This is a genomic window from Nostoc sp. DSM 114161 (assembly GCF_052692665.1).
Genome location: NZ_CP195141.1, coordinates 22,186 through 48,351, shown reverse-complemented (window position 1 = coordinate 48,351; position 26,166 = coordinate 22,186). Strand labels below are relative to the sequence as shown.

The 26,166-nt window shown below is 42.1% G+C and carries 15 protein-coding genes and 1 tRNA gene; 5 read left to right on the top strand and 11 right to left on the bottom strand.

Features of this window, described 5'->3' with window-relative positions; all coding sequences use genetic code 11:
* Positions 1–13: 13 nt before the first annotated feature.
* Positions 14–85: transfer RNA gene (locus NSTC745_RS00180), tRNA-Lys, on the top strand.
* Between the two features lie 61 nt (positions 86–146).
* Here NSTC745_RS00180 and NSTC745_RS00175 read toward each other — a convergent pair.
* From NSTC745_RS00175 to cobW, 4 genes are all read right to left on the bottom strand, one after another.
* Entirely contained in the window at positions 147–2,051 is a 1,905-nt protein-coding gene (locus NSTC745_RS00175) for a transketolase (protein WP_445635369.1), read from the bottom strand.
* A gap of 504 nt (positions 2,052–2,555) precedes the next feature.
* The gene (locus tag NSTC745_RS00170; RefSeq protein ID WP_445635368.1) at positions 2,556–3,017 is read right to left on the bottom strand and encodes an ABA4-like family protein; all 462 of its coding nucleotides are present in this window, start codon (positions 3,015–3,017) and stop codon (positions 2,556–2,558) included.
* Positions 3,018–3,049: 32 nt separating this feature from the next.
* A complete protein-coding gene (locus NSTC745_RS00165) occupies positions 3,050–3,211 on the bottom strand; it encodes a hypothetical protein (RefSeq protein ID WP_445635367.1) in 162 nt (53 codons plus the stop codon).
* A 28-nt stretch (positions 3,212–3,239) separates the two neighbouring features.
* On the bottom strand, positions 3,240–4,280 hold the full coding sequence (cobW, locus tag NSTC745_RS00160) for a cobalamin biosynthesis protein CobW (RefSeq protein WP_445635366.1): 1,041 nt from the start codon (positions 4,278–4,280) through the stop codon (positions 3,240–3,242).
* Positions 4,281–4,702: 422 nt separating this feature from the next.
* On the opposite strand from cobW, the gene NSTC745_RS00155 reads away from it, so the two are divergent.
* From NSTC745_RS00155 to NSTC745_RS00145, 3 genes are all read left to right on the top strand, one after another.
* Positions 4,703–5,671, top strand: a complete 969-nt coding sequence (locus tag NSTC745_RS00155; RefSeq protein WP_445635365.1) for a DUF1822 family protein — start codon at positions 4,703–4,705, stop codon at positions 5,669–5,671.
* Positions 5,672–5,845: 174 nt separating this feature from the next.
* The gene (locus NSTC745_RS00150) at positions 5,846–8,176 is read left to right on the top strand and encodes a CHASE2 domain-containing protein (RefSeq protein ID WP_445635364.1); all 2,331 of its coding nucleotides are present in this window, start codon (positions 5,846–5,848) and stop codon (positions 8,174–8,176) included.
* A gap of 142 nt (positions 8,177–8,318) precedes the next feature.
* Positions 8,319–9,122, top strand: coding sequence for a DUF928 domain-containing protein (locus NSTC745_RS00145; protein WP_445635363.1), 804 nt, complete (start codon positions 8,319–8,321; stop codon positions 9,120–9,122).
* Between the two features lie 132 nt (positions 9,123–9,254).
* Here NSTC745_RS00145 and NSTC745_RS00140 read toward each other — a convergent pair whose 3' ends face one another.
* The 7 genes from NSTC745_RS00140 to dxs form a co-directional block, all read right to left on the bottom strand.
* Entirely contained in the window at positions 9,255–11,357 is a 2,103-nt protein-coding gene (locus NSTC745_RS00140; RefSeq protein WP_445635362.1) for a M3 family metallopeptidase, read from the bottom strand.
* Positions 11,358–11,639: 282 nt separating this feature from the next.
* Complete coding sequence (locus tag NSTC745_RS00135) at positions 11,640–12,311, bottom strand: O-methyltransferase (protein WP_445635361.1); 672 nt, start codon at positions 12,309–12,311, stop codon at positions 11,640–11,642.
* 104 nt (positions 12,312–12,415) lie between these two features.
* Complete coding sequence (gene mtnA / locus NSTC745_RS00130) at positions 12,416–13,477, bottom strand: S-methyl-5-thioribose-1-phosphate isomerase (RefSeq protein WP_445635360.1); 1,062 nt, start codon at positions 13,475–13,477, stop codon at positions 12,416–12,418.
* A 429-nt stretch (positions 13,478–13,906) separates the two neighbouring features.
* Positions 13,907–17,578: a beta strand repeat-containing protein gene (locus NSTC745_RS00125; RefSeq protein ID WP_445635359.1), complete on the bottom strand. Its 3,672-nt coding sequence runs from the start codon at positions 17,576–17,578 to the stop codon at positions 13,907–13,909.
* A gap of 630 nt (positions 17,579–18,208) precedes the next feature.
* On the bottom strand, positions 18,209–19,732 hold the full coding sequence (locus NSTC745_RS00120) for a hypothetical protein (protein WP_445635358.1): 1,524 nt from the start codon (positions 19,730–19,732) through the stop codon (positions 18,209–18,211).
* Positions 19,733–19,833: 101 nt separating this feature from the next.
* Positions 19,834–20,874, bottom strand: a complete 1,041-nt coding sequence (locus NSTC745_RS00115; RefSeq protein ID WP_445635357.1) for a hypothetical protein — start codon at positions 20,872–20,874, stop codon at positions 19,834–19,836.
* Between the two features lie 512 nt (positions 20,875–21,386).
* Entirely contained in the window at positions 21,387–23,294 is a 1,908-nt protein-coding gene (gene dxs, locus NSTC745_RS00110; RefSeq protein WP_445635356.1) for a 1-deoxy-D-xylulose-5-phosphate synthase, read from the bottom strand.
* A 1,474-nt stretch (positions 23,295–24,768) separates the two neighbouring features.
* Between dxs and NSTC745_RS00105 the strand changes: the two genes are divergently transcribed.
* Positions 24,769–25,950, top strand: coding sequence for an aldo/keto reductase (locus NSTC745_RS00105; protein ID WP_445635355.1), 1,182 nt, complete (start codon positions 24,769–24,771; stop codon positions 25,948–25,950).
* Positions 25,951–26,166: the final 216 nt, after the last annotated feature.

Sequence of the window (26,166 nt, the reverse complement as noted above, 5' to 3'; positions counted from 1 at the left end):
TCGTTATCTGTGTGGGTGACTAGCTCAACGGTAGAGCATCGGACTCTTAATCCGCTGGTTCTGAGTTCGAATCTCAGGTCACCCACTTTTTAAGTATTTTAACTTATCCCTATTTTGGGATTTAATATTACCTCTGCCTTTGTTAGTCATTGTGAGTGCAAAGCTACTCCTACTGTCTGTTTGACTTCCGATTTCACCGCTTCAACAATGGCATCGGCATCAATTTTGGCAGCATGAAGCAGTTCTTCTGGGGTGCCGGAACCTGGCATCTCACTAACTGCCAACTTAATTAGCCGCACCGGGGTTTCATCGTAGCTAGGACTACTACTAGTACCCGCAAAAACATCTAGCACCGCTGCACCTAATCCGCCTTCTAACCAATGGTCTTCAACAACGACTAAATTACCCTGGGTATCGCGTGCAGCTTGATGAAGTGTCTTGGCATCGATGGGTTTGACGGAGTAGGCATCAATGACACGCACAGTAATACCTTCGTTTTTCAGACGGTCATAAGCCTTAAGAGCTTCGTGTAAAGTAATCCCAGCAGCAATTATAACGGCTCCATCGCTGTCTGAACTACGGACTACTTTACTACCACCAATGGGAAAATCTTCATCAGATTCATAAATTACAGGTGTGCTTTCTCTGGTGGTACGCAGGTAGACAATGCCATTGCGATCGCTCATTTGCGCGACTAGTTTTGCAGTCTGGTTGGCATCGCTGGGATACAGTACAGTACTACTCCATACTGCCCGGAATGCTGCTAAATCCTCCAGTGCCATTTGTGAAGGGCCATCTTGACCAATGGATACCCCAGCATGGGAACCCACTAATTTAATGTTGGCGCGGGAAACAGCCGCCATCCTCACAAAATCGTAACCTCGGCTCAAGAAAGCTGCAAAACTCGATGCAAAGGGTTTGTATTTTCGTACCTGCAAACCCACCGCCGCTGCAATCATTTGTTGTTCGGCAATGTACATCTCAAAGTAGCGCTCAGGATAAGCTTCAGCAAAATCTTCAGCATAAGTGGAATTACTGACCTCTGCATCAAGGACGACTACATTTGGTTGAGCAGCTCCCAACGCTACTAAAGCGTCCCCGTAGGCTCGACGTGTTGCGACCTTTGCACCTTTGTTATAAGTGGGAAGTTGCAGCGGTTGAGGGTTACCTATAACAATTGGTTCGGGTTGTTCTTCGGGTTTGTTGACTGAAATTCTGATTTGGCGATCGCCACCCAACTCGGCGATCGCTGCTTTTTCGGCATCGGCTTTGAGTGCTTTACCGTGCCAACCACCTAAATCTTCCAATGAGGCTACACCTTTGCCTTTCTTTGTCTGAGCAATAATTACAGTGGGGCGATCGTTGACACCCAAAGCCGCGCTAAAAGCTTGGTCAATCTCCTCCAAATTGTGACCATCAATTTCGATCGCTTGCCAACCAAAAGCTTTAGCACGTGCACTATAGGCTTGTATGTTCCAACCTAATTCAGTCTGACCCCGCTGGCCTAGACGATTGACATCAATAATAGCGATGAGATTGTCTAAACTGTAGTGTGAAGCGCGATCGAAAGCCTCCCAAACAGACCCCTCAGATGTTTCACTATCACCCAGCAACACCCAGATATAGTATGGCAACTGGTCTAAATATTTACCCGCTAAAGCCAACCCTACACCAATTGGCAATCCTTGTCCCAACGAGCCAGTCGCCACATCAACCCAAGGTAAAACAGGTGTCGGATGGCCTTCTAAGCGGCTGCCCAATTGCCGCAGTGACATTAACTCCTCATCAGTAATTACCCCAGCAGCTTTATACATCGCATATAGCAACGGTGCAGCGTGTCCTTTAGAGAGAATGAAGCGATCGTTATTGGGGTTATCTGGATTCTCAAAATCGTAGCGCAGATATTTAGAGAGTAAAACCGCCATCAGATCGGCTGGTGACATAGACGAGGTAGGGTGACCTGAACCAGCAACAGTTGTAGCGCGAATACTATCTACACGCAACTGTTGTGCTAACTCATGCCATTGGTGTAGTTGCTCCTGCATGGCCATAGTGGTATTCCTAAATCAAAATCAAGTGTATTGCAGCGAATCCTTTATCTAATCACTTGTATTTTTACAAAATAGAACTTCAAAACCCACTCAAAATTGTAGATATCGAGTTCTACAATCAGGTAATGATTAAATCCTAATCCTAATGTATAACCATTCTGGATTGGAAATTAAAGGATTTTTATTCCAAAATGGTGTATTTCTCAACTTAAAGCAGGCAAAAATCTAACTATTATTGTGCAAATATTTATTTCACTCTCTCTGGGTTTACTTTAGAAATAAGAAGTGACTATCGCTTCTTTCTAATGGAGTAACTAAGCTTATTTCTGTGGGTATATAATATAAAATAAAAATAGATAAAGTATTTTATTTTTAGATAATTTACAAATTTGCAGATATTTTAGTGTTGGCTGTTGAAGGTTGAAAGTTAACCATCAACAGTCAACAGCATAAGTGACTGTTCAATTCAATGCATAAGAGCTTACAACTGTTAGTTAATGATGTTTATTGTTCTGCTACTGTCACCGCTTCATTTTGCTGAAATTTTGGGAAAAATTTCTTAGATATCCAGCCAGTGGAAAAGTGAGATAGTAATCCCAGAGGCCCAGCAAAGAAACACAAAGCAAGGGAATGACTTGTCCAGATACCAGCTTTTTGACCTTCTAAGTATATCCAGCGACCAACAAATAAATCCATCACTAAATAATGAACCCAACCCGTTGCTGCAACTTTTTCGTCTGCAAAAAGTCGGGCAACATTAGCTAATTCCAAATTCGAGAAATCTTGGGCGTTTTCTGGCGTAACGCTGTTGATGAACAAATACAAATATACTCCAGCTAACAGCACAAAAGGCAGATATGACGCCATGATTCGCTGTGTTACTTTCCAATTCGGCAATAAAATCATCAAAGCCCAAAAAGGCAAAACGAAAAGATTCGCAATATTAAATATTTGAGAAATCGTCATAGTTTTCTAAAGTGGGGAATGGGGATTGGGGATTAGGGATTGGGGACTGGGGGAGATGGGGAAGTGTGGGGAGTGTGGGGAGTGTGGGGAGTGTGGGGGGAAAGAAAATTTATACTTCCGGCTTTTTCCCCTCTTTCCTCTCCTCCCACACCTCCCACACCTCCCTCTCTTCCCACACCTCCCACACCTCCCACAGCTAATAAGCTTGCCCAATGCCCAAATTTATAAAGCTACAAGTTGGGATTCGATTTGTGAGGATTTTAAATCGCGACCGATAAAAACTAAGCGGGTTTGTCTGGGTTCCTCTGGTTGCCAGAGGCGATCGTAAAATTTATCAAATCTGGTTCCCACACCTTGCATTACTAAGCGCATGGGTTTGTTTGGTACTGCCACAAAGCCTTTGATTCGATAAATTTCTTGTTCTTGTGCTAATGCTTGCAACTGTTGTTGCAACTTTTCTGGATCGAAGGCACGATCTAAAATTAAATTGGCAGAGGTAATTTCTTCATCGTGGTCGTGGTCTTCTTCGGTGTCGTGATGACTGGGGCGAGAATCTAGGTCGTCTTCCACTGCGGCCTGGAATCCTAATAATATAGATGCATCGAGTTGAGAGCGGTCACTTTCCACAATCTTCACTACTCTGGGCAACTCTTGTTTAATCGATTCCTCGACTCTGGCTTTCGTCTCGTCGTCTACCAAGTCAGTTTTATTCAACACCACTAAGTCTGCACAAGCAAGTTGGTCTTCAAACAGTTCTTGCAAAGGCGTTTCGTGTTCTATACTATCATCAGCTTGTCGTTGGGCTGCGATCGCCTGGGGATCGCTGGCAAATGTCCCTGCTGCTACAGCCGCACAATCAACCACAGTAATCACCGCATCCACCGTAGCTGCATTGCGAATTTCCTGCCAGCGAAAAGCTTTCACCAGTGGTTTTGGTAACGCCAAACCAGAAGTTTCAATCAAAATACAATCAATACTATCTCGCCGCTTAATCAACTCTTGCATCGTCGGGAAAAACTCTTCCTGGACGGTACAGCATAAGCAGCCGTTGGTTAATTCAAAAATATTGCTGTCACCCTCACCATCCTCAGGGCAAATTTGACAAGATTTCAACAATTCGCCATCAATACCGAGTTCGCCAAATTCATTGACCAAAACCGCAATGCGGCGTCCTTGGTTGTTTTGTAGCAGGTGGCGAATTAGGCTAGTTTTTCCACTACCTAAAAAGCCTGTAATTACTGTCACCGGAATTTTTGCAGCCATATGCCTGATGTTTTCAATATCACAAGTTTTACTGTTTTTCAACTTAGATACTGAAATTATCCTGAGTTTAAATATTGACTCAGTTATTTTAAACTGAAATTCTAGAGTAAGACGCTGCAACTCAAAAAGAGAATTGGGCATGGGGCATAGGGCATTGGCCAAACAGGGTATGGGGAAAGGGAAAGGGGTATGGTTCGACAAGCTCACCAACCGGGGAAAAGGGGAAAGATTAAATTTATTCCTTTTCCCTTTAACCTTTAACCTTTTCCCCTGCCTCAAGAGCCTCCCATCTCCCCATCTGCCCAATGCCCAATGCCCCATGCCCAATTCTCTTTTTTAAGAATGATTCTCTATTTTGTGGCATAAATTTAGTGAATGCGGGCGATATGTACATAACAGCGTTGATCGTTACCAACTGACTTATGAATAACTCCACCTATCAGCTAGACGATTTCACATTAACATTGCCAATTCCCCAAATAGCTCGCATAACTGCCCAGCAATTTGCTCATGAGCAGCCAAATTCTCAAAAAGCAGAGCAAGTCCGGCTGAATACTCTAGCTGTATGGGTGGTAAATGACTATTTGCAAATGATGGATATTCCCACTAATCTCCCAGCTAGTGACAGCTGGAACCCCGTCATGCGCCTGTGCGGGGATGTCGCTGACTTAGAAGTGCCATCAGTTGGTCGTCTGGAGTGTCGTCCCGTTTATCAACACCAGCAGATATGTTCCATTCCTCCTGAAACCTGGGAAGAACGAGTGGGTTATTTAGTGGTTCAATTTGATGAATCGCTCCAAGAAGCCAAGCTACTGGGTTTTGTGCCTAGTGTGGCAACTGAAATACTACCTTTGAGACAACTGCAACCATTGGAAGCATTTATCGATCATATGGCCCAACTGCGGGAATCTCCACTTGCTCCACTAGTGAATTTAAGTCAATGGTTTACTGGTATATTTGAGACGGGCTGGCAAACTGTCGAATCTTTGTGGAATCTGCCAGAACTTAGACCGGGTTATGCTTTTCGCAGTACTGAAACTCTAGAACTAAATACTTTAAATTCACCAGAATCAATTACTAAACGTGCAAAACTGATTGATTTGGGTATCCAAATTCTCAATCACCCGGTGATGTTGATTGTGGAAATTACCCCTTCAGAAAATCGGCAAACGAGTATCCACCTTCAGTTGCACGCAACCGGCAGTCAAATTTACTTACCACCAGGAGTTCATCTTACCGTTCTAGATAGTTCGGGAGCAATCTTTTTAGATGCTCAATCCAGAAAATCAGATAATTACATTCAATTACAGTTTCGTGGCGAATCCAGAGAAGAATTTAGCGTTAGGGTAGCATTGGATGGTATCAGTATTACCGAACATTTCCGGATTTAAAACATCTAGCTATCTTCCCTCTTTATCGATAATTTATTAAGTAGTCTATTGATTAATTAAAAATTCAAATCACCTTTTTGGGACTTTCAAAAAAGTTCTGTAGGCACTTGGTGAAGCTGTTCGCCAGATATCAGGGGTTTGTGAGTTTGCACACAAAGAGGGATACGGACGGTCATGGGTAAGTTAGTAGTTCTGAAATTCGGAGAGGGTAGTTTTGAGCAAGGTTTTGCTGTTACCCTCCAAATTGGTGAAGAACACCAGCGTGCTACAACAGAAGTCACGGGTAAATTACCTCCATTTCCCGAAATGCCGCTCTACTATAGTCATTGGCAGTCTAGTTATCGGCAGATAGGCAATCGTTATCGCCTCCATGCTGAGCAAGTGCAGGTGACGAATGTATCGATGATCCAAGACTGCGAAAACACTTCTCATATTTTGCGGGCACGTTTTAATACCTGGCTCAAAGCAGAGGAGTTTCGCTCTGTAAGAGAAAAATGGTTAGAAAGATTGTCCTCTACAGAAGAAGTGCGGGTAATTTTACAAACAGAAAATAGTCAATTACAGCTATTACCTTGGCATTTGTGGGACTTATTGGAACGCTATCCCAAGGCTGAAATCGCCCTTTCTTCACCAACTTACGATCGCGTTCAAAAGTCACGCACTCCCAATCCTTTAGTCAAAATTTTGGCAATTGTTGGTAATAGTCAAGGAATTGACACCCAGGCAGATCGAGTTTTATTGCAACAGTGTAGCAACACTGAAATCAGTTTTATTGTGGAACCACAACGCAAAGAGTTAACTGAGCATCTGTGGGGAAAAAATTGGGATATTCTCTTTTTTGCTGGACATAGTTCTAGTCAAGGAAATGGAGAAAGCGGCCGAATTTATCTGAATAAAACTGATAGTCTCACCATTGGTGAGTTAAAGTATGCTCTGAGAAAAGCTATTGAAAATGGTTTGCAACTAGCCATATTCAATTCCTGCGATGGGTTGGGATTGGCGCGAGAATTGGCCGATTTGCAAATTCCTCAAATAATTGTCATGCGCGAACCGGTTCCAGACCAGGTTGCTCAAGAATTTTTAAAGTATTTTCTCCAAGGTTTTGCTAGTGGAGAGTCTTTATATCAATCAGTGCGCCAAGCGCGGGAACGCCTGCAAGGACTTGAAGATCGATTTCCCTGCGCGACTTGGCTACCAGTGATTTGCCAAAATCCAGCCCAAACACCTCCCACTTGGGATGAATTAAGGTCTAGAGAAGTTGAAGAGATGCCGAATTTATCTCCGTCGATTAAACGCAGATTTAGCATCACTTTGTTATCCAGTTTGGTAGTTACAGCCTTCGTAGTTGTGGCGAGATTGGTGGGAACCCTAGAAGCTACAGAAATTCAAGCCTTCGATGGGATGATGCGATCGCGTCCATCAGAAGGAATTGATTCCCGACTGTTGGTAATCACCATCGATGATGATGATTTGGCAACTCAAAGAAAAAATGGTGAGTCTTTAATTGGAGCTTCGATTTCTGAGAAATCTCTCAACAAACTTTTAGAAAAACTGAATCAATATCAACCTAGAGCGATCGGCTTAGATATCTACCGTGATTTTAATGCCAAACAGCCAGATTTAATTACTCGTCTCCAAAAAACTCCAAACTTAATTGGCGTATGTAAAGGAAGCGATGGTACAGCCAATATCAGAGGTATTCAGCCGCCACCAGAAATCCCGAAAGCAAATATCGGTTTTAGTGACTTTATTCATGACCGCGATGGAGTTATCCGTCGCCATCTTTTATTCATGAACCAAGAGCCGACATCATTGTGTTCTACCTCATACTCCTTCAGTTTACAACTGGCTTCCCTCTATCTGCGACCTTCAGGAATTCGGGTCAAATTCACCCCCGAAGGAAATTTGCAGCTGGGTAAGACTGTTTTTCCAAATCTCAAATCTCGTAGTGGTGCGTATCAAAATATTAATGCCGATGGCGGTCAAATCCTACTCAACTACCGTTCTCCAAAAGAAGTTGCCGAACAGGTGACACTAACGGAATTTTTATCTAGTCCAGTTAACCCCAATGCTGTCAAAAACCGGATTGTTTTGATTGGTGTCATATCAAGAGGAGATTCTCCAGATACCTGGCCAACACCTTATGGAGTTCCTCTCGACGAACAAATGCCAGGAGTCTTGGTACAAGCACACATGGTCAGCCAAATTCTTAGCGCTGTCAAAGATGGGCGTCCATTGCTGCGGGTTTGGTCGCTGTGGCTGGAAGTGGCTTGGATTTGGGGCTGGTCTGTGGTGGGAGGAGTCCTAGCTTGGCGAAACCTTTCCTTACCTTGGTTAGGACTAGCAGTGGGCGTTAGCTGTAGTGTTTTGTATGCAGCTTGTTTTGGTCTATTAATTTGGGGTGTTTGGGCACCTTTTGTACCCTCAGCTTTGTCCTTACTAGCCACCATTGGCTTGATGTCAATTTATAATTTTAAGACAATAATTCCTAGTGCAAATACTTAGGGAATGGCTTCGCTAAGGGAAAAGGGTAAAGGTTAAAGGGAAAAGAGAGATCTTTCCTTCCCCCTTCCCCTTTACCCCTTGCCCCATGCCCGATACCCCATGCCCAATGCCCAATTCCAAAATCTTATCAGGTAATATTTTTATGAAGTGTAATTTACAACCAATAAAACTATTTTTAGTATTAGCTTTGAGCTGCACTGGTTTCCTAGCTAGCGAGATTTCGAGCCTTGGTGGTGAAATTGGCGATCGCTCTAATTCTAAAATCATTGTTGCTCAAACTCCACGCTTTGAACAACCCCCAGTTCCACCAGGCCCTCCTCCTGGAGGACGCGTCCGGGGCGGGGCTACGCGGGGAAACGGAACAACATGCCCAGCTGCTAAACCTGACCTCACGGCTTTAGTGCCTTTTACTGAGGAAGCTGACGATGTGGTTAATGTCTGGTCGCAAACGACATTAGAACGTCCAAGTTGGTTTTTCTATATGCCATATACCAAAGATGTGGCTTATGCAGTGGAATTTGTGCTGCAAGATGGGGATTCTAACCCAGTTTACAAACAACCGATCGCTCTCAAAGATAAGCCTGGAATTATCAGCGTTTCTCTACCTAGCACTGCTCCCGCCTTAGCATTAAACAAACAATATCGTTGGTTTTTCAGCGTTAACTGCGATAAACAAAAAAATGCCCCCTGGACTTACGTCGAAGGGGTAATAAAACGAGTTGACCTCGGTGAATCAACACTTAAAGAACTAGAAAACGTAGATCCTCTAAAGCGCTATACAATCTATGCCCAAAAAGGCATATGGCACGAAGCACTGGCGATACTAGCTCAACTGCGTCAGAAAAACCCCCAAGATGAAGCACTCCAGGCACAGTGGCAAAATTTACTAGTCAGTATCCGCTTAGATGATGTTGCTAAAGAACCGCTTTTGTTAGAAAAACCTTAGATTTTTGGGCATAGGGCATAAGGCATGGGGCAAGCAGGAAGTGTGGGAGGTGTGGGAGGTGTGGGAGGATAGGGAAGAAATCTTTCCCCCCACACTCCCCACACTTCCCCATCTCCCCATCTCCCCATCTCCCTACTTAGCGCTAACTAAACCATTGTGCCTGAGGAGGGCGATCGTACTTGGTTCGCGACCGCGGAAAGTTTTAAACACCTGCATTGGATGTTTTCCACCACCAAGTGCTAGTACGGTATCTCGATAACGGCGTCCTGTAGCTTTTATCGCTTCTTCATTTTCTAAACCAGCTTCTTCAAAAGCGGCAAAAGCGTCTGCACTGAGTACTTCAGCCCATTTGTAACTGTAATATCCTGCCGCGTAACCACCCTCGAATATGTGCCCGAAAGCACACAGCATCGAATCTTCTGGAAGTGGTGGTAAAACGGTAGTAGTCTTAGCTATGCGATGGCGCACATCTGCCGGGGTTTCATCACCATGAGAACGATAGCGGTAGTGTAGTTCTAAATCAACGGTGCTAAAGTGAAGCTGCCGTAACATGGCGGTACCACTCATATAATTACGCGCTGCCAGCAGTTTTTGATAATAATGTTCTGGTAGAGCTTCCCCGGTTTTGTAATGCTTCGCCATACCGAATAAAGTTAGTCGCTCATAGCACCAGTTTTCCATAAACTGACTAGGTAGTTCCACTGCATCCCATTCCACATTGTTGATGCCTGCGGCTCCCGCATAATCAATCTTGGTGAGCATATGGTGTAATCCATGACCAAACTCGTGAAACAAAGTCTCTACTTCATAGAAGGTCATCAAACTAGGTTTGCCATCTACTGGCGGAGTTTGGTTGCATATCAAGTAACTTACGGGTAAGCGGATGCTGGTTACACCATTTTCTGTGATTTTGGCACGATTGATGCACACATCCATCCAAGCACCACCGCGTTTTTCTGCGGGACGGCTGTAAGGATCTAAGTAGAAGTAAGCTATGGGAGAACCAGTTTCATCAGCAATTTGGAAATAACGGACATCCTCATGCCATACTGGGGCTTGACCATCGGCAGGGGTGACGGTGACGCCAAATAATCGCTTCACAAGTCCAAATAAGCCATCCAGCACTTGGGGAAGGGGAAAGTAAGGACGTAATTCTTCGGCTGTAAAGGCAAATTTTGCTTCTCGTTGGCGTTCTGCCCAAAAGCTAATATCCCAGTGTTTTAAATCTTGATGTTCTTTTCCATGTGATGCAGCAAAAGCTTGGAGTTCTTTTAAGTCTTTGACAGCAGCATCATAACTGGCTTGACGTAGCTCTTCTAATAATGCTTCCACTGCTTGAACGTTAGGAGCCATTTTACTGGCAAGACTCAACTCGGCATAACTTCCAAAGCCAAGTAAATCTGCGAGTTCTTGCCGTAATTCCAAAATTCGCTCGATTAAAGGGTTGTTATCTAAATCGCCACTAGAAGCGCGGGTAATATAAGCTTTGTAAAGCTTTTCGCGTAAATCTCGGCGCGTGCTGTGCTGCATGAAAGGGCCGTAGCTGGGGAAATCCAAAGTAATACGCCAAGGGCCATTTTCTGGTGTGGCATTGATTTCGCCAGCTTCACGAGCAGCTTGGGCTGCTAAACTGACTAAGCTTGGGGGTAAACCGTCAATTTCAGCTTTTGTTGTCAGGGTTAAGCTAAAACTTTTAGTAGCATCCAGTACATGGTTAGAGAACTTCGTAGAAAGTTCTGCTAATTCCATCTGAATGATATTGAAACGCTCTCTCGCTTCTCCTTCTAAGCCAACACCAGAAAGTTCTGCATCTCGAATGGCGGCTTCTATAATGCGCTGTTGGGCTAGTTCTAGAGTTTCCCAATTATCGCTACCACGGAGGACTTTAAAAGCATTGTAGATGGGTTGGCTTTGACCGAGCTTGTTGATAAATTGTATTACCTGTGGCTGTATGATTTCATGAGCTTCCCGCAGTTCAGGGCTATTTTTAACACCCATTAAATGATTTACTGCTCCCCAACTCCAGGTAAGCCGTTCAGTCAGCTTTTCTAAAGGTTCCACTAAACCTTCCCAAGTAGGCTCTACATTAGCCTCTAAAGCCGCAAGCTGTTGGTCAAGTTCTGCCAACAATTGATTAAAGGCTGGTACTACTCGTTCTGGTTTAATCTCTGCAAATGGAGGTAAGCCAGTGCCTTGGAGTAAAGGGTTGTCAAAAAGAATGGTACTTGCACTCATGTTTTTCGTTGAACTGCGGATTAATAAAAATCAATAACGATTTCTATTTATATATTTATTTATATATCTTCTAATGTAGCGATCGCTGTGCTAATTAGTCTCGCCATTTTGGCAAAATCAAAAGAACTGGGGCATGGGGGAAGGGGGAAAGGGAAAGGGGCAAAGGGGCAGGTGGGGTCCCCTCTGGGGATAAGGGGCAGGGGGAAAGGAAAGATCTCTCTTTTCCCTTAGCGAAGCTATGTCCTCATCTTGTCACTTTCGATTCTCTAAGTATTTGCACTACTAGTCAGCCACGACCAGGGCGATCGCAAAGCCATCGTATCCTTTGCTACCTACTGTCTGGAGTGCGGTGGTACTTACACGCGGTTCAGATGCCAGCAGTTCGTTGAAGCGACGCACTCCTTGGACGCTGGCATCGTTACTGGCTGTATCGATTACTGCTCCGTTACGGACAACATTATCGGCAATAATCAGGCTGCCTCGATGGGAAAGTTTGAGCGCCCAGGCTAAGTAATCGGGGTTGTTTGGCTTGTCGGCATCTATGAAAATCAGGTCAAATGGGCCGTGCCCCTCGGCGGCAAGTTGTGGTAACGTAGAGAGCGCCTGCCCAACCCGCACTTCCACTACATCGCTCAGACCGGCGCGTGCAATGTTCCTCTGAGCAACTTCGGCATGTTTGGCATCGGCTTCCAGCGTAATTAAGTAACCATCGCTAGGTAATCCCCGCGCCAACCAGATTGTGCTATAGCCCCCCAGAGTCCCAATCTCTAGGATGGTGCGTGCCCTTTGAAGTTGTGCCAACAGCAGCAGTAGCTTACCCTGATTCGGTGAAACATTGTGCGGCGGCAAACCAGCCGCAGCACTGGCTTCAAGCGCCGCATCCAGCACAGGGTCAGGGGGCACAAATAGGTCGTTGAGGTAACGGTCTACCGCAGTCCATTGCTCTTGAGTCATGTATGTATCCTTTTAATAAACAGAGAGAGTAGAATTCCTCCTGCCCCCCTGCCCCCCTGCCCCTCTGCCCCTCTGCCCCTCTGCCCCCCTGCACCTCTGCCTCCTTAAACTACCTGCTCTACCTGTGATTTTGCCAATTCGCTAGGTGCGATCGCTCCATTTTCTGTAATGATGGCTGTAATTAGTTCGGCTGGGGTGACATCAAATGCTGGGTTGTAAAAATCTACACCAAGAGGTGTAAGTATTGTATCGCCGACTTGATAGATTTCTGTGGGATCGCGTTCTTCGATGGGAATTTTACTGCCATCGGCTAGTTCAAAATCAACGGTGGAAAGAGGTGCAGCTACAAAGAACGGTATATTATGTGCTTTAGCAGCGATCGCTACGCTATATGTACCAATTTTATTCGCAGTGTCACCGTTAGCGGCAATGCGATCGGCACCTACAACTACAGCATGAATCAAACCCTGTTTCATGCAATGGGCGGCCATGTTATCAGTAATTAATGTTACCGGAATACCTTCTTGCACGCATTCCCAAGTGGTAAGTTTTGCACCTTGCAAACGCGGACGGGTTTCGTCGGCAAATACACGCCCTAAACGTCCTTGTCTCCAAGCAGAACGCACGACACCCAAGGCTGTACCATAACCTGCGGTAGCTAATGCCCCAGCGTTACAGTGGGTAAGCAATGTCAGCTTTTGAGGGGTAGTAGGCAAGACATTTAAGCCATTGTCACCGATCGCTTTACAAGTTTGCAAGTCTTCAGTGTTGATTGCTTGGGCTGTTTCCAAGAGAATTTGTTTGATTTCTTCTACTGTCCCTAAGGTTTCGTAGGCAGTTTTGAGCATCCGGCTAATTGCCCAAAATAAGTTTACTGCTGTGGGACGAGTAGAACGCAATAACTGGGCAACTTTATCTAAGTGTTGCAAAAATTCGTGGCGATCGCTTGTCTGAATTTCCCTTGCACCAAGATACATTCCGTATGCCGCAGCCACACCAATTGCAGGCGCACCCCGGACAATCATCGTTTTAATCGCCCGCGCCATATCTTCACTGCGATGAATTTCTATGAATGTATATTCATTCGGTAAAAGAGTTTGGTCAATTAGTGACACTGAGTCGTTGTGCCAAATGACTGGATAAACCTGGTTTGTAGAACCTGTCATAAAAAAGGCAATATTTTTTAAATTTGCTGAGAGAATAATAAACTTTTACAGATTGAAATCAAAGAATTCAGAATTCTGTTTTAATTTTATTGCGATCGGTGAAGGTAGTTAAGGGACTTCCAAAAAATAAATTATCCAATGTTGTGGGGTGGACTTATAGAACATTGGTGTCAACTTAACGTCAAACCCTTGTAAAGATGTAATATTCAGCTATCTCACTTACCATCAAGATCCGCGTTACCCCACCCCGGTTTTGTCTAAAGCCAAAACCGCCTCTCCCCTTGGCAAGGGGAGGGGTTGGGGGTGGGGTAAAATGTCTGTGGGATCAGTGTTTGAGCTTAAGTTGACACGAATGCTGATAGAAGCCATCCTACAATAAATATTTGGAAGCCCCTAATCATCTGAAATTTGGAATTTGGTAAAGTGCTACTAGGCAATCAGACTGAAATTACTACTACTCAAAGTAATATTAGGATTTTGTAAACGTGCAAACTCAAACACTGTTCCTGCACCCAAAACATTGCCATCCTGGTTATAGAATAAGCTGCCACTACTTTGGCTAAAGACAATACGTGCATTACTAGCGTTGACGGATTGATTATCGCTAACAACTGCAAAGTCAGTTAATGTTTGTCCCACAGTATTAGTAATAGCATTGAAAGTCGTTTTACTCAGCACAATTTGGTCTTGTCCAGCTTCAAAGTCAGTGATAGTATCAATACCTAAGCTTGTGTTAAACACACTATTACTTTGGAATAGATATTTATCACTACCAATTCCACCTGTAAGAGTATCATTACCATTACCTCCCAAGAGGGTATCATTTCCTGCTAGCCCTTGGAGTTGGTCATTTCCATCACCACCAACCAGGGTGTTATTTAGTGTATTACCAGTAAGAGTGTCATTGCCTGTGCCACCTGTTGCATTTTCGATAACGTTGTTGGCAGAAAGAATCAGGTTGAGATTACTATTAACTGTTTGCGAAGTTGTGACACCTAGATTTAAATTGACGGCAACTGTAGTACCGCTAAAGTTAATAGTATCAGTACCGTCTGTTGTGCTTTCTATGATTGTGTCCGTTCCCAAGGCAGTATTCGCTACAAAAGAATAAGTATCATTTCCTGTTAACCCTTGGAGTCGGTCATTTCCGCCACCACCAATTAAAGTGTTATTCAGTGTATTACCAGTGAGAGTGTCATTTCCTATGCCACCTGTTGCGTTTTCGATAACGTTGTTGGCAGAAAGAATCAGGTTAAGATTACTATTAACTGTTTGCGAAGTTGTGACACCTAGATTTACGTTTACGGCAACTGTAGTACCGCTAAAGTTAATAGTGTCAGTACCGCCTGTTGTGGTTTCTATTATTGTGTCGGTTCCCAAGGTAGTATTAGCTACAAAAGAATAAGTATCATTTCCTGTTAAACCTTGGAGTCGGTCATTTCCGCCACCACCAATTAGAGTATTATCAAGTGTATTGCCAGTGAGAGTGTCATTGCCTGTGCCACCCGTTGCATTTTCAATAACGTTGTTGGCAGAAAGAATGAGTTTGAGATTGCTATTAACCGTTTGCGAAGTTGTAACACCTAGATTTAGATTGACGGCAACTGTAGTACCGCTAAAGTTAATAGTGTCAGTACCGCCTGTTGTAGTTTCTATAATTGTGTCGGTTCCCAAGGCAGTATTCGCTAGGAAAGAATAAGTATCATTTCCTACGCCACCATACAAAGTATCATTTCCAGCATCCCCTGATAATCTGTCATTTCCTTGTTCGCCAAATAAACGGTCATTTCCGGCACCACCAGAGAGGCTATCGTTACCTAAGCCAGCAAACAAATCATCATTGTAAGCAGTTCCTGTAATGTTGTTATCTACAACTGCACTGTTGAAGATGAAATCACTCGCTTGTAATTGGCTGCTGCTAATGCCATTGAGTTTGAGTCGATAATAATAATCGCCATCAAACACTCGATATCTGACACTAATGATGGCGTTACCATCGGTATCATTACTTGTCAGCAGTAAGAGATTATTGAAGTCACTGATGCCTAGAGTTCTCAGATCTATTTTGTCTTGTCCCTTCTGAAAATCAATGACGATATCTTGTTCTTTGGCAACGATGGAATTATCAAAGTACTCGAAAACAAATTCATCGTTTCCTGCACCGCCATACAAGGTATCATTTCCAAGACCACCTAATAATCTGTCATTTCCTTGTTCGCCAAATAAACGGTCATTACCGCCAGCACCTTGCAAGGTGTCGTTACCTAAACCGCCAAACAAATCATCATTGTAAGCAGTTCCTGTAATGTTGTTATCTACAACTGCACTGTTGAAAATAAAATCACTCGCTTGTAATTGGCTACTGCTAATGCCATTGAGTTTGAGTCGATAATAATAATCGCCATCTACCACTTGATATCTGACGCTAATGATGGCGTTACCATCGATATCATTAGTTGTCAGCAATAACAGATTATTGAAGTCATTGATACCTAGAGTTCTAAGATCTATTTTGTCTTGTCCTTTTTGAAAATCTATGACGATATCTTGCACTTTGGCAAGGATAGAACTATCAAAGTACTCGAAAACAAATTCATCATTTCCTGCACCGCCATACAAGGTATCATTTCCAAGACCACCTAATAATCTGTCATTTCCTTGTTCGCCAAATAAACGGTCATTACCGCCAGCACCTTGCAAGGTGTCGTTACCTAAACCGCCAAACAAATCATCATTGTAAGCAGTTCCTGTAATGTTGTTATCTACAACTGCACTGTTGAAAATAAAATCACTCGCTTGTAATTGGCTACTGCTAATGCCATTGAGTTTGAGTCGATAATAATAATCGCCATCTACCACTTGATATCTGACGCTAATGATGGCGTTACCATCGATATCATTAGTTGTCAGCAATAACAGATTATTGAAGTCACTGATGCCTAGAGTTCTCAGATCTATTTTGTCTTGTCCTTTTTGAAAATCAGTGACGATATCTTGCACTTTGGCAAGGATAGAACTATCAAAGTACTCGAAAACAAATTCATCGTTTCCTGCACCGCCATACAAGGTATCACTTCCAAGACCACCTAATAATCTGTCATTCCCTTGTTCGCCAAATAAACGGTCATTACCGCCAGCACCTTGCAAGGTGTCGTTACCTAAACCGCCAAACAAATCATCATTGTAAGCAGTTCCTGTAATGTTGTTATCTACAACTGCACTGTTGAAAATAAAATCACTCGCTTGTAATTGGCTACTGCTAATGCCATTGAGTTTGAGTCGATAATAATAATCGCCATCTACCACTTGATATCTGACGCTAATGATGGCGTTACCATCGATATCATTAGTTGTCAGCAATAACAGATTATTGAAGTCACTGATGCCTAGAGTTCTAAGATCTATTTTGTCTTGTCCTTTTTGAAAATCAGTGACGATATCTTGCACTTTGGCAAGGATAGAACTATCAAAGTACTCGAAAACAAATTCATCGTTTCCTGCACCGCCATACAAGGTATCACTTCCAAGACCACCTAATAATCTGTCATTTCCTTGTTCGCCAAATAAACGGTCATTACCGCCAGCACCTTGCAAGGTGTCGTTACCTAAACCGCCAAACAAATCATCATTGTAAGCAGTTCCTGTAATGTTGTTATCTACAACTGCACTGTTGAAAATAAAATCACTCGCTTGTAATTGGCTACTGCTAATGCCATTGAGTTTGAGTCGATAATAATAATCGCCATCTGTCACTCGATATCTGACACTAATGATGGCGTTACCATCGATATCATTAGTTGTCAGCAATAACAGATTATTGAAGTCACTGATACCTAGAGTTCTAAGATCTATTTTGTCTTGTCCTTTTTGAAAATCAGTGACGATATCTTGCTCTTTGGCAATGATAGAATTATCAAAATACTCGAAAACAAATTGGTCGCTACCTGCACCGCCAGATAAGGTATCACTTCCAGCACCACCTAATAATTGATCGCTTCCACCCAGTCCAGAGAGGGTATCATTACCGTTTAAGCCTTGAATAGTATCATTTCCAGAAGTGCCGACTAAATTATCATTATTGTTTGTTCCTTGAATGGCCATGATTTTATCCTTTCCTTTTTTTTGGGTTTTAAGATAGTGCAGAGATTTTGAAGTTTGACAATGATTTTTATGGATTGAATATCAAACCCCAGTTGGATTTTTGGACAAAGCGACGACAGAATACGGGCTTAAAGTTATAGCAGGAAGTAGGCAATAGGGAACAGGCTTAAAAGCAAAGTCTCTTGATGCCGATGTTTAACAATCAGTTGATGTTTTAATATCACTGACTACTGCTATAACTAGTCAAATCCATAAAAAATATAGAGCGATCGCTTGCTCCTAAATTGATACTGGTAGTAAATTGATACTATACTAATCCTAATAATTAACTAGATTAAGTATACAGATAATGGAGCGATAAAAGTTAATTTAAGTAATTATTTAATATAGATGATTTTCGGTAATTAACTAAACTTTAATAAAACATTATCTTTTTCATATAAAACTTTATGTTTTCATCAGCGATGGTATGTACTAATACATTTTGTACACCAAACCGCTTGACAGGAAACAGTCTTCTCCCTTCTGCCTGCTGCCTAGTCACTGAGCGTAGTCGTACCCCTACAATACGAGCAAGCTAGCAAGAGCGTCTCGTAGAGAAGTGCTGTCTCCTGTATTCAACTTATTCGTTTAACCAACTCTTCTAGCCATAGGTATGTTTCTAGCAAGGGGATTTCTTCCGAACAGCTTGATAATGGTTTCAACAAATTCTTTATTATCGTAAAACTCATGCATTAAAGTAATGGGTTGTGAATAAAGTTTATCGCTAAAAAAGATTGATTTCCAATCTAGTTCGGTACTCTTAACAACTCCAACCTGCGCCATTACTTTGAGGAATTCATAAGCAATCAGACCTTGACCAATGGCAGATGGATGAATGCCATCTAAACTAAATAGTCCACCTTGTCGAAGTCGCCCAGCTGTGTCTGCATGGTAGTATTTGGTGTTGACTTGGGGATAGACAAAATCGAAGTATTTGGGAAAATCATACTGCACTTCTCCAGCATTTCGTTTGAAGGCAATTTCTTGTAAGGCATTAGCAAGTTCAACAATATGATACCGCGATCGCTGATATTTACTGTTCTTACTCTTCACTAGTTCTCTAATTATTTGATTGTAGCTGCGAATACAGTCATCAATGTAGAGGGCATCTTGTAGCGTTAAGTATAAGGTTCCAGTTTTTCTAACTGTATCCTCTTCAAAAGGGAAATAAGTATAGTATTTGTAGTAAATTGAAGGCTTATCATCTCCAGGCACGTTAATTTCAGTAGTTGGGCCTACACCTTTTGCTAAAGGTACGATAGTTACCAGCGGTACTGTTCCAACGAAGACATTCCAATTAGGATTGTTGTTATCCTCCATGATGGTATCAACGCGATCGAGCAATTCTTGATATTCGGCTTCAAAATCTTTGGGATGCCACAGGTTCCATTGTTCTCTTACCTCACGGAATGATTCGGGTTTTTGACTTGGGTTTGTGAGAGTTTTATTTGAGTCATTGGGAGTTTGATTAATTTCTAAACTGATGACAGTTCCAAGGGCATTGTTCGATCCTAACCAGAGAATTAAATTCTCAACTCCTTGAGTTTTCGTTGTATGATGCTCCAACCAATCCAGTTGACTATAGTTATCATAAGTAGGGTTTAAAGATGGGTTGAGAACTTTAAGTGCTGTTCGGTAGAACGCAGCATTAGGCAGACCTAAAAAATCAGGTTTGCCTTCTCCTTTTTCGTTACTAATTTCAATTTGATATTTACAAATCTGGGGTGTAATCATCCAAGAATCGGCAACATCAAAGCCTTGAATTGCTACATTGTGGAAGAATTCAGTTCTTCCTGGATAAGGCTGCTTAGCGCTACCTCCTTGGCGTTCGTAGTAATCTTCAGCTTCATCTAGTACTTTCTCAAGAGTTGGCAATATGGTGACCCAATCAAAGCCGTTGATATCTGAGCCATATTTTTTCTCTAAACGCCGTAAAATATTCTCAATATTGGCTGGTAGTCCCCCCATCGGCCATTGAGGATAAAGATATTCAGCACCAACTTGTAGCCCCATTGATTTAGCTATCAAAGTTGAAAAGCAAAGGTCTGTCCGGGCTGCCGCCAAAGACATAAAGCCTTGAGAAATACTGTCACCAATTGTAAATAGTTTCATAACTTTTCCTAAATTTGATAAATGTAGGTTCGCAGACTAGTTGAAACTTTTTGTGGGCTAAGTGGAAAGGGCTGTCTGTTAAGTAATCTCAATAAATTTTTCTATTTTTTTATCAATAACTCTTTTAGAATATCCCAAATTTTATCTAAAAAATATGTAAGTATAGCAAGACTAATAATAAATTGAGTTTTTACCCATTGAAAGCGTCTTTCCATAAACTCACATTCTTGTCTGGTAGATTCTATCATTTCAAAAATACCAAAATTTTTATAAGCAGCCTTGAGAAGTCTTTCAGCTTCTACCGAAATAATGGGAGGAGATACTACAAAGTTTCTCTCTAGTCTAGAGAAAGAGCTTTGCAGTTTATTAACAGCCCAAGGATTAGGATTTATTACTGATAAAGAAGAAGAAATTTTCTCACTTTTTGCAGAAATATTTTTAAAAAGTCTGCGTAAAAGAATACATGTTTCAAAAATTTGGACTGCGCGGCATAAAGCTATTTCATATTGACGATCGTCAATATAACGACTATAAACAGCGAGTGCATCTGTCCAGCGAATAAAAAGTCTCTCATAGTGGCGGCTACTAATATTATTCTGCTCTATATATTTTTTGAGTATTTCCTCCTCTTCATGTTCGTAACCGCCTGTAAATAATCTACCAAGCATTACTGCATTCTCATAACAAAATTCGGAAATATTATCTGAGTTTATTTGGATAGAAGTAAAAGCATAATGACGCTCCATCTCTTCAATATCCCAATCTGAAGATAATTGTAAAACAGAATTAATTTCTGAACATGTACTATCGTCAATATTCCAAACTTTATGTTTGCAGCCTATTGGATCATCTACATTTCTAAATGTTAACCAGATGGAAAGAATGCCAATCCCATATTCCTTATTTACCAGAATAGAACAACCTCTGCTTATAGAGGTAGATATTGGTACTTGAAAGTAAAATCTATTAAATTGTCGAAATAAACCTTGATAAAATATCCATTGGTAGCTGGATTTATAAATAGTTTCAATGTCTATTTTTTGATTCATTTTCTCCAGTTTATACATAGTTGATGAGGAAATTGAATCTCCTAAGAAATCTAAATCAAAAACCGAAGTAATATCCGTTCTCAAATAATTCATAAATTTTTTATGCGTTAGTTTAAAAAAAATACATGGATTTACTTTTAGTAATTATTCACCTCCTCTGCAAAATCTACAAAGCCTGCCATTTATAGTCGGTAGGCGGGGGAATAGGAATATTTACACTGTTAGTAATGGTTAATTATTCTACTAAAAATTCAATATATTCTTGGTTCTTTAGAAAATCTCAAGAATTTTGAAATTTTCAGTAAGTCCAATTATGAACTGTTTAGTTACAATCTCCAAAATTTAAGCTTCTAGGTGACATTACTCGTGGCGGTAGCGATGTTCGTATTGCCCCTATTTTGTTTCAGATTTTAATCTTTTCCTAATGTCGAAGATTTTCAACAAGTCCGCAAATATGAGGAAAATTTTTCACTTAGTCTGCGATAATAAAAGCCAAAAGCCCGATGATTCTGTAGGAAATTTTCATTAAGTCTGGCAACCGACAATAAAGCGATCGCCCACACCTGAGTCACAAGTGCGGGCGATTCGTGATTATGAAGAATTAGCTAAACAACAGCAGATACTTGTTGTTTAAAGAAAGCTTGCAAAACTCTCTCTGCTATTTGATGACTAGTCAAACCTAATTCTGTCTTCGATTCATCGGGTTCGGCATGGTCTACTAATACATCTGGTACGCCAAAACGCTTCACAGGAACGAGGATGTCTGCGTCTAATAAAGCTTCGGCGATCGCACTACCAAAACCACCCATAACGCAGCCTTCTTCTAAGGTAATAACGCGTCCGATTTTCTTAGCTAAAGGCAAAATCAACTCGGTATCCAAAGGTTTAGCAAAACGCGCATTAATTACAGTTGCTTCAATGCCATGTTCGCTCAAGATTTCCGCAGCTTGCATTCCAGGATAAACCATTGTGCCATAGCCGACAATTAACACGTCATCCCCTGTACGCAGAATCTCGCTTTTGCCAATTTCCAAAGGTTCCCAGCCTTCTTCCATCAACGGTACGCCGTAGCCATTGCCACGTGGGTAACGCATAGCGATGGGGCCGCTAGTATGGTTAACCCCAGTTACCATCATCCGTTGCAGTTCTGCTTCGTCTTTGGGTGCCATCAGTACCATGTTAGGAATACAACGCAGATAAGCGATGTCATACATACCTTGGTGAGTGGGGCCGTCAGCACCAACAATTCCTGCCCTGTCTAAGCAGAAGAACACTGGTAAGTTTTGAATGCAGACATCGTGAACGATCTGGTCGTAGGCGCGTTGCAAGAAGGTAGAATAAATAGCGGCAATGGGGCGCATTCCTTCGGTTGCCAAACCGGCTGCTAAGGTGACAGCGTGTTGTTCGGCAATGCCGACATCTATATATTGATTGGGCAGTTTTGCTTGTAGTTTATCTAAGCCTGTTCCCGTTGCCATCGCCGCAGTGATGCCAACGATTTTTGGGTTTTGTTCGGCAAGTTTTACTAGAGTGTGAGAAAAGACTTTGGCATAAGCTGGTGGTTTGGGTTTGCTGGAGGGAATAGCTTTGCCAGTTACTAAATTGAAGGGGCTTTGGGCGTGGTAGCCTACTTGGTCTTGTTCTGCGATTTCATAGCCTTTGCCCTTGACTGTTGCCACATGTACTAAAACCGGGCCTGGTATTTGATGCGCTTGTTGGAATGTGGCAATTAATTCTTCTAAATTATGTCCGTCAACTGGGCCGATGTAGGTAAAGCCGAGTTCTTCAAATACTGCACCTACCTTAGGAACAGCCAACCGCTTCATACCTTCCTTGATGCGTCCGAGTTCGGGAGACAAAGATTCACCTACGAAGGGAATTTGCTTAAACTGTTCCTCAAAATTATCTTTGATAAACTGCACTGGTGGGCTGAGGCGCATTTTGTTCAGATAGCGAGGAATCGCACCCACATTAGGAGATATGGACATTTCGTTGTCATTGAGAACAACTAGTAAATTAGTTTTCGGCAAGTGTCCGGCATGATTAATGGCTTCTAAAGCCATACCTCCTGTAAGTGCGCCATCGCCAATGACAGCCACAGCTTTAAATTTTTCGCCTTTTAAATCTCGTGCTAAAGCCATGCCCAGTGCTGCTGAGATGCTGGTGGAAGCGTGTCCCGCACCAAAATGATCGAATTTGTTTTCACAACGCTTGAGATAACCTGCAACTCCGCCCTTTTGTCTGAGGCTGTGGAAGGAATCGTAACGTCCTGTAAGTAGTTTATGGGGATAGGCTTGGTGTCCTACATCCCAAACGACTTTATCCCGATCTAAGTCCAGTGTTTGATAAAGCCCTAGTGTTAATTCTACGACACCCAACCCTGGCCCCAAATGTCCACCATTAACTGCTACGGTCTGAAGATGCTTATCTCGAATTTGACGGGCAATTTGTTGCAGCTGTCGAACGGATAAACCGTGCAACTGATTGGGATGGGTTATTTCACTCAGATGCATATTACAGGGTTTTCCTCTCTAATTTCTGGTTTCGGTATCTTGATTTTCCCACGGTCGGGTTATCTACATAATCAGACTGCTACATTGTTACTAAGTTGTAGCGGAAAGTATAATTTCGTAATTGATAACGTCCAAAAAGGTGTTAATAGTTAACAATTTGTGAACAAAAGAATTCAGAATAGAAGCAGTCTTTGGTGTGAATTCTCAATTTAAGTAGAAGGGAATGGGGAAGGGGCAACAGGCAACAAACACAGGGCATGAGCCAGAAGGCAATTAATTTTTCTCTATTGCCTTTTGCATTTTAAAGCTACTTCACGTATGTCTGTTGTCTTTGTCCCATACCACTAAATGTACTACTGTGCGATCGCTACTTATTTGTTTACCAGACATTTATCCGCAAACTTACTCGACTATTTCCTCCACATCCAGTAGTCGTTTAGTAAATTGAATTTTATCTTTTCTTAAGAAAGCTTATCATATTTTTTGGGTAAATTACAAACCAGATGCCGATAAGTCAGATAAAACGAGGCTAATAAATTTACTTGTGGAATAATTTCCCTCAATTCATACTGAAACTCTGAAATAATAATGCTTACATATAGTATTGTTATCTGAAATAAACCTATAGGTAAAAAATAAAACTCTTATACAGAGCCGGAAAAATTATTAGACATTGGTTGTGATGTTGGTTACCAAGTGAGAATTAAACTTACTGATAATGAATATGCGCTTTACACGAAGAAGCAAGCACTCCAAGAGAACCCAGAGAATATTGTTCGGGTGAAGGACGCAGGGCGATCGCATTTAGCGGCAACTTCATTCCCATTTAATGCTACCGTGGATTCGCAAGTAGTTTATCGAAACTCCTGGGTCTCAAACCCCATACTTGTAGGACAGCTTTAATATATATTGTTAGGCAACAAATCTAATATTTGCGATCGCATTCCTATTTAATTTATACAGGTAGGGGCGTACAGCTGTTTCTCAGCCGCCAGTACCTCTTCCATCGAAATTGACAAAAATAATCGAAAAATCCTTGCTAGTATGAACTAGGATGTCATAATTGTTTGTGGAACTGGAACAAGTCGCAGTCTAATAACCAAAAGACCTTACAATCTCATAATGCGATAAATCTTGCTGATGTCACAGGTTAAACAGAGGTAATTATTGTGACATGAAATCAGAAGTCAGAATCGAGAATTCAGAATGCAATCAGCAGGTAATTTAGATCCGCCACCCTCTTACAAAGTTCAGATGGTCGCAAACCTCAGCTCTGACTTTGTGCTGATTGAAGACTAGCAAATTTTGAATTTGGTGGAGGATTTAAACCAATTTAAACTCCTACAGGAAGGCAAGCTATATCGGCTAGTCAGAAAAGACTCATTCTGTAATTCCGATCCTTCGGCTGCGCTCAGGACATCGCTTCTGACTTCTGAATTCTGCTGTAAGTTGTTAAATAATCCACAATCCACTAATGCTATACAGAAGATTTGGACGCACAGAATTACAGATGCCGGTGTTTTCCTGCGGCGGCATGAGATATCAATTCAAATGGGATGATGTTCCTGAATCGGAAATTCCTGCTAAGAACCAAGCAAACTTGGAAGCGACGATTAAAAAAGCCGTGGAAGTTGGTATTAATCACATTGAAACTGCCCGTGGTTATGGCACTTCAGAAATGCAATTAGGGAGAATATTACCCAAGTTTCCCCGCGAAAAATTGATTGTTCAAACTAAAGTCGGCCCAAAGGAAGATGCAAAAGAATTCCGGGAAAATTTTGATAAATCATTAAAATATCTCCAGCTAGATTATGTTGACCTTTTAGGGTTGCATGGCATTAATACTCCTGAGTTGTTGGACTACAGCATCCGTCCCGGTGGCTGTTTGGATGTGGTACGTCAGTTGCAAGCAGAGGGGAAAGTCAGATTTGTTGGCTTTTCCACACATGGCCCCACTGATGTAATTGTGCAGACAATTAATACTAATCAGTTTGATTATGTAAACCTGCACTGGTACTACATTAATCAGTGGAATTGGGCAGCAATTGAAGCAGCTAAACGTCACGATATGGGGGTATTTATTATTAGCCCATCTAATAAAGGAGGTTTGTTGTATCAACCGCCGCAAAAATTAGTCAATCTTTGCGCTCCTTTGAGTCCAATAGTGTTTAACGATCTGTTTTGTTTGAGCCATTCCCAAGTGCATACCTTGAGTTTGGGAGCAGCAAAACCAGAAGATTTTGACGAACATCTGAAGACTTTAGAATTAGTAGATAGAGCATCAGAAATTCTGCCACCCATTTTGGCACGTTTAGAAGCAGAAGCGATCGCCACTTTGGGAGAAGATTGGGTAAAAACCTGGCAAAATAATTTACCCACCGTTGACAAAACCCCTGGAGAGATAAATATTCGGGTGATTTTGTGGTTGTGGAATTTAGCGATCGCCTACGATTTGGTAGACTATGGCAAAATGCGTTATAACCTGCTTGGTAATGCTAGTCATTGGTTTCCTGGAAATAAGAGCGATCGATTAAACGAATTAGACTTGCGCCAATGTCTCGCCGCCAGCCCCCACGCAGATAAAATCCCGCGAATTCTCCAAAAAGCACATCAATTATTAGCTGGTGAAGAAGTAAAACGATTGTCTCAACAGTAAAAGGGAAAAGGGAACGGGCAACAAGGCAATCCCCATAATTAAAAGATGTCTTATGCACTATAGCAATCTTATTTGATTTGCTCTCCATTAGTCGGCTTCAGATCCCCGACTTCTTCAAGAAGTCGGGGATCTTTTTGTTTGTAATACCATTTCACTAAAAGCCTGATAGATTTCGCGTAGGGGCACGGCAATGCCCATACGTGTCAACTTAAGCCC

Bases quoted from the DNA above. Each gene is read 5' to 3' on its own strand.
- NSTC745_RS00175 (WP_445635369.1), bottom strand. From the start codon at position 2,051: ATGGCCATGCAGGAGCAACTACACCAATGGCATGAGTTAGCACAACAG.
- NSTC745_RS00170 (WP_445635368.1), bottom strand. From the start codon at position 3,017: ATGACGATTTCTCAAATATTTAATATTGCGAATCTTTTCGTTTTGCCT.
- cobW (WP_445635366.1), bottom strand. From the start codon at position 4,280: ATGGCTGCAAAAATTCCGGTGACAGTAATTACAGGCTTTTTAGGTAGT.
- NSTC745_RS00155 (WP_445635365.1), top strand. From the start codon at position 4,703: ATGAATAACTCCACCTATCAGCTAGACGATTTCACATTAACATTGCCA.
- NSTC745_RS00150 (WP_445635364.1), top strand. From the start codon at position 5,846: ATGGGTAAGTTAGTAGTTCTGAAATTCGGAGAGGGTAGTTTTGAGCAA.
- NSTC745_RS00145 (WP_445635363.1), top strand. From the start codon at position 8,319: ATGAAGTGTAATTTACAACCAATAAAACTATTTTTAGTATTAGCTTTG.
- NSTC745_RS00140 (WP_445635362.1), bottom strand. From the start codon at position 11,357: ATGAGTGCAAGTACCATTCTTTTTGACAACCCTTTACTCCAAGGCACT.
- NSTC745_RS00135 (WP_445635361.1), bottom strand. From the start codon at position 12,311: ATGACTCAAGAGCAATGGACTGCGGTAGACCGTTACCTCAACGACCTA.
- mtnA (WP_445635360.1), bottom strand. From the start codon at position 13,477: ATGACAGGTTCTACAAACCAGGTTTATCCAGTCATTTGGCACAACGAC.
- NSTC745_RS00125 (WP_445635359.1), bottom strand. From the start codon at position 17,578: ATGGCCATTCAAGGAACAAACAATAATGATAATTTAGTCGGCACTTCT.
- NSTC745_RS00120 (WP_445635358.1), bottom strand. From the start codon at position 19,732: ATGAAACTATTTACAATTGGTGACAGTATTTCTCAAGGCTTTATGTCT.
- NSTC745_RS00115 (WP_445635357.1), bottom strand. From the start codon at position 20,874: ATGAATTATTTGAGAACGGATATTACTTCGGTTTTTGATTTAGATTTC.
- dxs (WP_445635356.1), bottom strand. From the start codon at position 23,294: ATGCATCTGAGTGAAATAACCCATCCCAATCAGTTGCACGGTTTATCC.
- NSTC745_RS00105 (WP_445635355.1), top strand. From the start codon at position 24,769: ATGCTATACAGAAGATTTGGACGCACAGAATTACAGATGCCGGTGTTT.